This window comes from Arsenophonus endosymbiont of Bemisia tabaci Q2 (genome assembly GCF_902713415.1).
Taxonomy (GTDB): Bacteria; Pseudomonadota; Gammaproteobacteria; order Enterobacterales; family Enterobacteriaceae; genus Arsenophonus.
On record NZ_CACTIE010000127.1, the window covers coordinates 1 to 8,824 of the forward strand.

The 8,824-nt window shown below is 36.3% G+C and carries 8 protein-coding genes, 1 other RNA gene and 3 pseudogenes; 4 read left to right on the top strand and 8 right to left on the bottom strand.

Features of this window, described 5'->3' with window-relative positions:
• From ARSQ2_RS07245 to ARSQ2_RS07280, 8 genes and pseudogenes are all read right to left on the bottom strand, one after another.
• Nucleotides 1-440: pseudogene (locus ARSQ2_RS07245) on the bottom strand (Rpn family recombination-promoting nuclease/putative transposase); the annotation flags it as partial.
• Nucleotides 441-477: 37 nt separating this feature from the next.
• Entirely contained in the window at nucleotides 478-663 is a 186-nt protein-coding gene (locus ARSQ2_RS07250) for a hypothetical protein (RefSeq protein ID WP_181994881.1), read from the bottom strand.
• A gap of 404 nt (nucleotides 664-1,067) precedes the next feature.
• Nucleotides 1,068-2,140, bottom strand: a pseudogene (gene gcvT, locus ARSQ2_RS07255) (glycine cleavage system aminomethyltransferase GcvT).
• A 211-nt stretch (nucleotides 2,141-2,351) separates the two neighbouring features.
• On the bottom strand, nucleotides 2,352-3,587 hold the full coding sequence (gene ubiI, locus ARSQ2_RS07260; RefSeq protein ID WP_181994882.1) for an FAD-dependent 2-octaprenylphenol hydroxylase: 1,236 nt from the start codon (nucleotides 3,585-3,587) through the stop codon (nucleotides 2,352-2,354).
• 24 nt (nucleotides 3,588-3,611) lie between these two features.
• Nucleotides 3,612-4,790, bottom strand: a complete 1,179-nt coding sequence (gene ubiH / locus ARSQ2_RS07265) for a 2-octaprenyl-6-methoxyphenyl hydroxylase (protein ID WP_181994883.1) — start codon at nucleotides 4,788-4,790, stop codon at nucleotides 3,612-3,614.
• Between the two features lie 17 nt (nucleotides 4,791-4,807).
• On the bottom strand, nucleotides 4,808-6,118 hold the full coding sequence (pepP, locus tag ARSQ2_RS07270) for a Xaa-Pro aminopeptidase (protein ID WP_181994884.1): 1,311 nt from the start codon (nucleotides 6,116-6,118) through the stop codon (nucleotides 4,808-4,810).
• 127 nt (nucleotides 6,119-6,245) lie between these two features.
• The gene (locus ARSQ2_RS07275) at nucleotides 6,246-6,596 is read right to left on the bottom strand and encodes a UPF0149 family protein (RefSeq protein WP_181994888.1); all 351 of its coding nucleotides are present in this window, start codon (nucleotides 6,594-6,596) and stop codon (nucleotides 6,246-6,248) included.
• Between the two features lie 9 nt (nucleotides 6,597-6,605).
• On the bottom strand, nucleotides 6,606-6,743 hold the full coding sequence (locus ARSQ2_RS07280) for a YecA/YgfB family protein (protein ID WP_181994885.1): 138 nt from the start codon (nucleotides 6,741-6,743) through the stop codon (nucleotides 6,606-6,608).
• Nucleotides 6,744-6,926: 183 nt separating this feature from the next.
• On the opposite strand from ARSQ2_RS07280, the gene zapA reads away from it, so the two are divergent.
• The 4 genes and pseudogenes from zapA to ARSQ2_RS07300 form a co-directional block, all read left to right on the top strand.
• Entirely contained in the window at nucleotides 6,927-7,256 is a 330-nt protein-coding gene (gene zapA / locus ARSQ2_RS07285) for a cell division protein ZapA (RefSeq protein ID WP_181994886.1), read from the top strand.
• A gap of 96 nt (nucleotides 7,257-7,352) precedes the next feature.
• Nucleotides 7,353-7,554, top strand: a non-coding RNA gene (ssrS, locus tag ARSQ2_RS07290) — 6S RNA.
• A gap of 131 nt (nucleotides 7,555-7,685) precedes the next feature.
• Nucleotides 7,686-7,970, top strand: a complete 285-nt coding sequence (locus ARSQ2_RS07295) for a 5-formyltetrahydrofolate cyclo-ligase (RefSeq protein WP_181994887.1) — start codon at nucleotides 7,686-7,688, stop codon at nucleotides 7,968-7,970.
• A 206-nt stretch (nucleotides 7,971-8,176) separates the two neighbouring features.
• Nucleotides 8,177-8,393, top strand: a pseudogene (locus ARSQ2_RS07300) (5-formyltetrahydrofolate cyclo-ligase); the annotation flags it as partial.
• Nucleotides 8,394-8,824: the final 431 nt, after the last annotated feature.

Below are 8,824 nucleotides of genomic sequence, written 5' to 3' on the forward strand. Positions count from 1 at the left end.
AACATAAATTTTTGTAATCAAAATTAAGTCGCTTAGCTATATAAAGATAAAGATAAGGTGACGTAGCACCTTGATAGAACAAGATTGGGATGACTACCGACAAAGTGTTGTTACCTTGCTCAATATGTCGCTGCATAGCTGCCACACTGTACCCTAGAAGCCTGAATGCCATTCGCTTTTCAGGGCGGCTCTGATGGCTCGACTACTCTCTATATATAGCCTTTTCCCGTATTCGTCTGCACAGAGTACAGCATATCTGAATATTAGGTACGGAAGTCATCTTCGATAAAGCTACCTGATTCCATCATCAAGGTGTTGAAATCGCAGCGCTCTCGAAGATGGGGCGGCAAATGTACTTCTAGAAAGTCCCGAGCTACAGCAATATCGCTAAGGAACTTTTTGAAAAGTGAATCATGTATTGAGAGTGATGATTTTGTCATAGGTATAGCTGGACGACTTTAAAATGATTACAAATAATTACTCTATATCAGTAAATTTATATTGGAGAAAAACATATATTTTGTAATCAAAATTAAGATGCTTAGCTATATCTCCTGTGGATAATGTAAGTTTTGAATCACTGTCATAAACTTGATTTGATAATGTTGGTGCTGGTCTTAATGATTTAATCCAATCAATTATTTTTTTATATTTCTCTTCCATATTTATTTCATTCATAAACACTCCATATTTAATAATGAAAAATTTAATATCAATAATATTTATTTTAAACTTATAAAAACAATCTAATAAAAATTCAAATTCAAATTTAAATTCAAATGAATAAATAAATAAATAAATAAATAAAATAATTACCATATTATTTCAATAAAAATTATATATGATAATCACTAATATCTTATTTTTTTTTGTTATTTATTTTAATTTTCATTTTATCACGGATAATAACATTGAAATGAATAACAATTTTTATTAATTATATATGGATTTATTGAATAAAAATAACTGATTAAAATAGTATTTAGTCAATTATGTTGGTTGCCATTTTATTATGTTTAATCAGCCAATTTTTAATAAAACAAACGTAAAAATACAATAAAATAACTTTAGTTAATTAATGTTTTTCCATAACGCACAAAGCTGGCTTTTACAACCTGAACTGGGATTTCATATTTTTTTATTTTTACAACCGCCTGCATGCCAATATTCAATCGTACTCGTGCTAAAGCTATACTTAAACCCAACGTAGGCGAAAATGTGCCACTGGTAATGATCCCTGCACATAACTCACCCGCTGTATTAAGTAAAACTAACTGCCAAATCAGTTTGCAATATTCCCCTATCAGGCATCACTAAATCAACTAATTTTTCTGTGCCTAACTGCCGTTGTCTCTTTAGCGCATCTCGTCCGATAAAATAGCGCTCTTCTGGCTGCCAGGCTATTGTCCATTCGATATTAGCCGCTAATGGTGACACCAGTTCACTCATTTCTTGTCCATAAAAATTCATTTCAGCTTCCAGACGAAGGGTATCACGTGCCCCCAATTCTGCCGGCTTAATATCTAAATCAATTAATTTTTGCCAAAGTTTGACAGCTTGCTCTTTCGGCAGCACTATCTCATAACCTAATTCGCCGGTATAACCTACAGTAGTAATAAACCAGTCATCAATCTGTTTACCATAAATCTGTTTACCATAGAAGAGTGGCATATCCATAACCGCAGTTTTCTGCTGGTCATTAAGCAGAGATTGTGTTTTACGTACCTGCACATCAATTAGGCAATTTTCTATATGTTGATTGATCCAAGCTAAATCTTTCTGCCGAGTGGCAGAATTAGCAATTAAGCGATAGTAATCATCATCAAAATAGTAAGATAACTAAATCATCGATCACGCCTCCCGATGCATTTAACATACCCGTATAGAACCCTTCAGCAGGCTCCTTCAGTTTTGCTACATCATTGGCTAATAAATAACGTAAAAAATCTCGACACATTTTACCATACAGATCAATAACTGTTAAATAAGAAATATCAAACACGCCAGGTGCTGTGCGAACAGCATGGTGTTCATCAATTTGAGAACCGTAATGCAATGGCATCAGCCAGCCATGAAAATCGATCATCGTTGCATTACATGCTAAATGCTGCTGATATAATGAAGTCTGTTTTATCGTCATTGTTCTATTTTCCTCATTAATAGGTATAGACAAATTAAATTGTTAAATCAAAGTACCTATTAGTAGAGTAAAACTTTAAGCTGAAAAATAGAGAACTACAGTAGTAAAAATAATAACCCAAATTGCTAAATTAAATTAATTAAAACAACTAGTTCAAACCAGCAGTGTTATTCCCTGTAAAACGATATATTAAAAGTAATGGCCCGATAAGTTACACTATTTCTGAGGAATTTGTCGTGACTTTTGCTAACCATTTAGGCATATCATGTGCTCCTAACGCATAGCTTAACAATTTTGGTTTTATGCCTGGTAGTCTACTAGCCAACAGTAATCCAACATCACAAACCATTTTTTTGACTGGATTATTGCCATCAAATAATTGTCGGAGCCCTTGCATACTAGCCAACATCAGTACAGCACTATGTTTACGTTTACGTTCATAACTTTGTAAGTAAAAATACTGCCCAATATCTTTACCTACGCTATTCAAACGCCGTAATTGTCCAATCAATTCTGCAACATCCATAAAACCTAAATTTACCCCTTGACCTGCTAAAGGATGTATCGTGTGAGCAGCATCACCTAATAAAGCAATACGTTGACTGGCAAAATTTCGTGCATACTGGCCAATAAGTGGAAAAATCTGACGTTCACTAATTAACTGACAAAAACCGAGGCGCATATCTAAAGCTACACTTAACTCTTTTTCAAATACAGAAACCTCTAAATTCAAGCGTCTATTCGCTTGCATTGCCGGTAATGACCAAACAATTGAGCAAAGATGAGGATCCTCTAGCGGTAAAAAAGCTAAAATGCTATCGTTATGAAAAGATTGACGAGCAGTTAGCATATGGGGCATCTCAGTTCGAATGGTGGCTATCAATGCCGTATGTTCATAATCCCAGAAGCTAAGCGGAATATCCGCTTTTTCCCTTAACCATGATTTAGCACCATCAGCACCAACTACCAACCTTGCCGTCAACATTTGCTCATTATCCAAAGTCATAAATACTTCATTCTCGCCCCAAACAACTTTTTGCAATCTATTATCTGTTAATAAAGTAATATCTTTGCTTGATTGAGCCTCTTGCCATAATGATCCACGAATAATCGAATTTTCAATGATATATCCGAGAGCAGGTAAATAATGCTGCTTGGCATTAAATTGTATATGACCAAAACTATCTTGCTGCCAAACCTTTATTTGCTGATAACTACCAACTCGTTTCTGCACGATGGTTTGCCAAACACCTAAATAATCGAGTAATTTTTGGCTTGCTGCATTGATAGCAGACACTCTGAGTGAAGGCGCTTGTTGCGGATCAAATTGATGTTGCACAGGAGAATTTTCAATAACAGCAATCTTCATCCCGCAACCCCGTAATCCAGAAGCCAGAGCAAGGCCCACCATACCACCACCCAAAATAACCACATCAAACGATTGCATAGTGAAATATTCCTTCTTAAATAGCTAGAGATGAAACGATCGTCCGATTGTTTGGTGGGCTAAAATGTCACGCATAAGTGGTAGTGTTTCCATTGCCATTAATCCAACATTACGGCCGATAGCACAAATTAGATGATTATTGGAAAATAAATGAACCAGGTTATCGGTTAACTTTATGGTGCTTTGACGATCATCATGACGCTGCATTTGATACTGGATAAGAACCGAGTAAGCTCCCATATCACCACCATGATTGGCTACTTCACTAATTATATTGGCAAGGATCATGACATCACGCATACCAAGATTAAACCCTTGACCCGCAATAGGATGCAAAGTTTGTGCTGCATTGCCAACTAAAACCAATCGATGGCTAATCAATCTTTTCGCTTGCGAAAGTAACAATGGAAAACAGTAACGCTCACTAACGGCCTTAATTTCACCTAACCGCCAGCCAAACAATTTTTGTAATTCTGTCATAAATTGGTCATCACTCCACTGCATAATAGACTGCTGCTTTTCCAATGGGTGACACCAAACCAACGAACTACACCCTTTACACATAGGTAACATTGCCAACGAACCATGTTGGGTAAAACGCTCAAAAGCTTGACCCTCTGGTGCTTGGCTAGTTAAAATATTAGCAATAATTCCACATTGTTGGTATGGCTCGCGCTGCCATTCAATTTGACTGATTTTACCTATGATGGAATCGCTGCCATCAGCAGCAACTAATAACTGTCCGGTTAAAACTTTACCACTCGTTAATTTGACTGATACATCCTCAATTGTGCGCTCAACAGCAATAACTTCATCAGGACAATATAATTCAACACCCGGCGCTTTTTTAAGCTGCTCAAATAAGTAATTTCCTGCATCCTGCAATTCAACAACATAACCAAGTGCAGGAAGGGAATAATCTTTGGCATACATATTTACCGCGCCAGCATGGCCATAGTCAGAAACATGAATATTAGTAATTGGCGTCACATACTTTTTTAATCCGTGCCAAACACCAATTTGATTAAACTGTTGGCAAGTGCCATAAGCCAGTGCAATTGTTCTGGCATCAAAACCAGGATGTACCTTATTAGGTAACCTTGCTTCAGTTAATGAAACTTTAACCTTTCCCTGAGTGAAGGCCGAAATAGCAAGTGCTAATGATGCACCTGTCATACCACCGCCAACAATAATTACTTTCATCGTTTCTAATCCCCTGCCTACTTTGCTGCTGCCATCAGTGCTTCTATCTTATCAGGATCTTTAATAACAGCCGCTGTCAGGTTTTCATTACCCTCTTCAATAATCATAATATCATCTTCAATACGTATACCAATTCCTCGATAAGCTTCAGGCACATTAGCATCCTGTGCAATATAAAGCCCCGGTTCAACGGTCAATACCATACCCGGCTCTAACGGACGATCGTGATTGTTTCCATAGTCACCAACATCATGGACATCAAGCCCTAACCAGTGACTTAAACCATGCATAAAAAAAGGCAAATGAGCTTTACTTTCGATCAGTTTATTTAGCTCACCTTGCAAAAGACCCAATTTAATTAAACCTTCGATCTTGATCTTTATCACCGCCGCCATCACTTGATGAATAGTGACCCCAGGTCGATATAAGGTTAAAGCGCTATTTAGTGCCGTCAATACAATGTCATAAATTTTACGCTGCGGTGGGCTGAATTTACCATTAACTGGAAAGGTACGCGTAATATCACTGGCATAACCTTGATATTCTGCACCGGCATCAACCAAAACTAAATCCCCTGCTTTCATCAGGGCATCATTTTCGGTGTAATGCAAAATACATGCATTTTGCCCACTGCCGACAATGGTAGTATAAGCAGGCGATTTTGCGCCTTGACTGGCAAACTGATGTTCAATTTCTGCAGCCAGCTGATATTCATACATATCAGGCTGGCAGGTTTCCATTGCTCTAAGGTGTGCATCAGCAGAAATTTTGCTAGCTTCACGCATTAGAGTAAGTTCTTCAGGTGATTTAAATAATCGCATTTCGTGCAGCATTGGCCGCCAATCCATTTGAGTAGATGGAGCTTTTAATTTTTGCCGACTACCTTGCCTTAACCGATTAAGTGCTGCACCAACAATCTGATCCGCATAAGCAAATTCACCTTGCGCATGATAAATAGCGGCTAAACCATTCAATAATTGATAAAGTTGTTGATCAATTTCGGCAAACGGTAATGCCCGATCCACGCCCAGTTTTGCAATCGCGGCTTGCTGGCCTAAACGACGACCAAACCAGGTTTCCATCGCTTGATCACGCACACGATTAAATAGTATGCTCTCACTAGAGGTTTCATTATATTTAATAATAACTAACGCGGCTTCAGGTTCACTGAAACCAGTTAAATAGAGAAAATCACTGTGTTGCCGATAGGGATATTCACAATCTGCATTTCGCAAAGCAGATGGAGCGGCAAAAAAAATACCCGCGCTGGTAAGTGCCATTTTTTTTATAAACTTATGGCGACGAGATATAAATGGTTGTTGAGTCATGCCTTCTCCCGCAAGCGATTAACAACAAAATAGGTTAGAATATTATTCCTATCAATGTAATGTTGGTTTATCGTTTTTTTGCTTTCATTCGCCGATCTTTTACCTCCATAAAGGCAATAAAACAGAGCTAAACTGCGACCTTAACATACTCAATGATCTCTTCCAAAGGCTGTTCTAACTCATTTTGATCATCATTTTGTGATAACCCAACATACCAATATTGCGTAAATCCGTAACAATTTCTTTTAATTCTTTTTTCTATCAACTGAGGTTGCGTAATCCCCAAGCCTAATAAAAAATGGTTAACCCAACCGGCTAAGGCATCAGCTCGCTCAGACACCTTATCATTTTTAGGTAACAACAAATTAAAAATAAAATCATTATTATCTAAAAATGCAAATGTAAAGTCATAAAGCTCACGGAGTGGATTAGTTAATATCTGTGAAAAAACTAATCCATCATTGATTAGTTCATAAATTGACTTTTTCTACTTATAATCGTGATTACCACCACAAATTAGGCCCGTAATTAAGCCGTGCATTTCTGCGGCTGTTAAATCAACATTCTGTTGTTGCAATAGTAGCTCAAGAGTTTGATAATTAGGTAAAGATTTCTGTATTGGCATGTCTGCTCAGTTACGTTAATAATATTGATATGTAATATGCTACCATCAAGGACGGTAGCTATACTAGATAAGTGCACAAATTGCACATATATTACTCAGAATTATTCTGATAGCATCAATACAATTATGGGCAGCGAAATATTACTAGTCTATTTCGTCTCCCCACATAATCAGGAAGGTATAATGTCTACAAAACCTGTTGATATTCAAATTTTAGGACGAACATTAAGGGTTAATTGCCCCAAAGAACAACAAAATACCTTAAAATCATCTGCGGCTGAGCTTGAGCAACGGCTAAAAGATCTAAAAAATCGAACTGGTGTCACAAATACCGAGCAACTTATTTTTATCGTCGCTTTAAACATTTATCATGAACTTGCGCAAAAAAAAATCAAAACTCAGGACTACACTGATAATATGGAACAAAAAATCCGTGTATTGCAACATACGATCGAACAGGCATTGCAAGAGCAAGCGCGCATTACTGGAAGAACAATTACTCCGTTAGAATAAAACCGATGAATAAAACAACATTGGTACCAAAATAGAGTAAGAATAGCTTGCTTTCTGTATTTACTTTCATACAATAGATTCTAAGATCTAGTTTAGAATTCTCTGAGATGCTCGTCAGCGGGTTAGTCCCCTGAGCCGATATTTCAAATCACTTAGAATGTGGCTACCTGTTTATGGTGTGCATGCCTGGTTAGCTAGGGAAAGCCTAGCCACCAGGAAGCCTAAAGTTAACGATACTACGTTCACCTTGAACCTCAAGTTCAAGGGTTACAGCCCGAAACGGCATCTTGGAGGTCCTCAATAAGCTATACTGTTATACTCACAATGTTACCATTCAAATATACTATCCTTCAGTCAATAAAAGTTGAATAATACAATTATAAAAAACCGTATTATTTTATTGCTGCCAAATTAATAATTCCCAATTTTATGTCTACTAATCTAGTCAAACGACAGAAAATTATCCGGCAAACAGTTCGCCAATATCGTCGACAATTAACATGCGAACAAGAAAATAGCGCAACAGATAAAATAACTTACCTGGTATTAGAACACGAGCTTATCCGATCTGCAGCCCATTTGGCGTTATTTTTTTCATTTGATGGTGAAATCAATACTCATCCATTAATTAAAAAACTTTGGACACAAGACAAAAAAGTTTATCTACCTGTTTTGCATCCCTTCAATCGCCATCAACTGCTGTTTTTACACTAGCGCCCTGATACTCAACTGATAAAAAATCGCTTTCATATTGCTGCTGAACCAGCACTTAATGTCATGGATGTTATGCCAATAGCACAGTTAGGTATAACTAAGTGTCTTAATTTTGATTACAAAAATATATGTTTTTCTCGAATATAAATTTACTGATATAGAGTAATTACTTGTAATTATTTTAAAGTCGCCTAGCTATATTCTGTATTCTGTTCGTGCCACTAGTCGCATTTGATAAACAAGGACAACGATTAGGTATGGCTGGCGGATTTTATGATAGGTTGCTTGCCAATTAGCGTAAAAAAACACTTTTATCCGATTGGATTGCCGCATAACTGCCAATTGGTTGATAAAATTCCTACCGCACCATGGGATATGCTATTACCAGAAATAATTACATCTTCAAAAAGATGGCGTTGGTAAACAATTTAACCTAGATTAACCAGAGTTATATTAAAATCAGCAATTGATCTTATGGTCAAATAGTTGTTATTAACTCTTTCTTTCCCCTAACAATATTTTGTTTCAACATAGCAATATTATGCTGATAAGAATTACGATAAATATCATAATGGCCGTTTCCTTTATTTAAATATATTCGTTTACCCTGATATTTATCTAAATTTTTTCTATATTGTTAGATAAAATGCTTTATTTCATCCGAAGATAGGCTATCGATAGTTAATTTAATTTTTTATTAAAGTTTTTTATAGTTAATTATTTCTAACTGAATTGTTCGTGTTTTTTCATCCACGGTAATAAATTTTAATAATATTTTCTCATCAATTTTTATTTTTTGTTGACTATTAGTCAGTTTAGTTAATGCAATAATCGAAATTTCATTATCATTAACA

Excerpts from the sequence above, each read along its gene's own strand:
- ARSQ2_RS07250 (WP_181994881.1), bottom strand. The coding sequence starts at position 663 with ATGGAAGAGAAATATAAAAAAATAATTGATTGGATTAAATCATTAAGA.
- ubiI (WP_181994882.1), bottom strand. The coding sequence starts at position 3,587 with ATGCAATCGTTTGATGTGGTTATTTTGGGTGGTGGTATGGTGGGCCTT.
- ubiH (WP_181994883.1), bottom strand. The coding sequence starts at position 4,790 with ATGAAAGTAATTATTGTTGGCGGTGGTATGACAGGTGCATCATTAGCA.
- pepP (WP_181994884.1), bottom strand. The coding sequence starts at position 6,118 with ATGACTCAACAACCATTTATATCTCGTCGCCATAAGTTTATAAAAAAA.
- ARSQ2_RS07280 (WP_181994885.1), bottom strand. The coding sequence starts at position 6,743 with ATGCCAATACAGAAATCTTTACCTAATTATCAAACTCTTGAGCTACTA.
- zapA (WP_181994886.1), top strand. The coding sequence starts at position 6,927 with ATGTCTACAAAACCTGTTGATATTCAAATTTTAGGACGAACATTAAGG.
- ARSQ2_RS07295 (WP_181994887.1), top strand. The coding sequence starts at position 7,686 with ATGTCTACTAATCTAGTCAAACGACAGAAAATTATCCGGCAAACAGTT.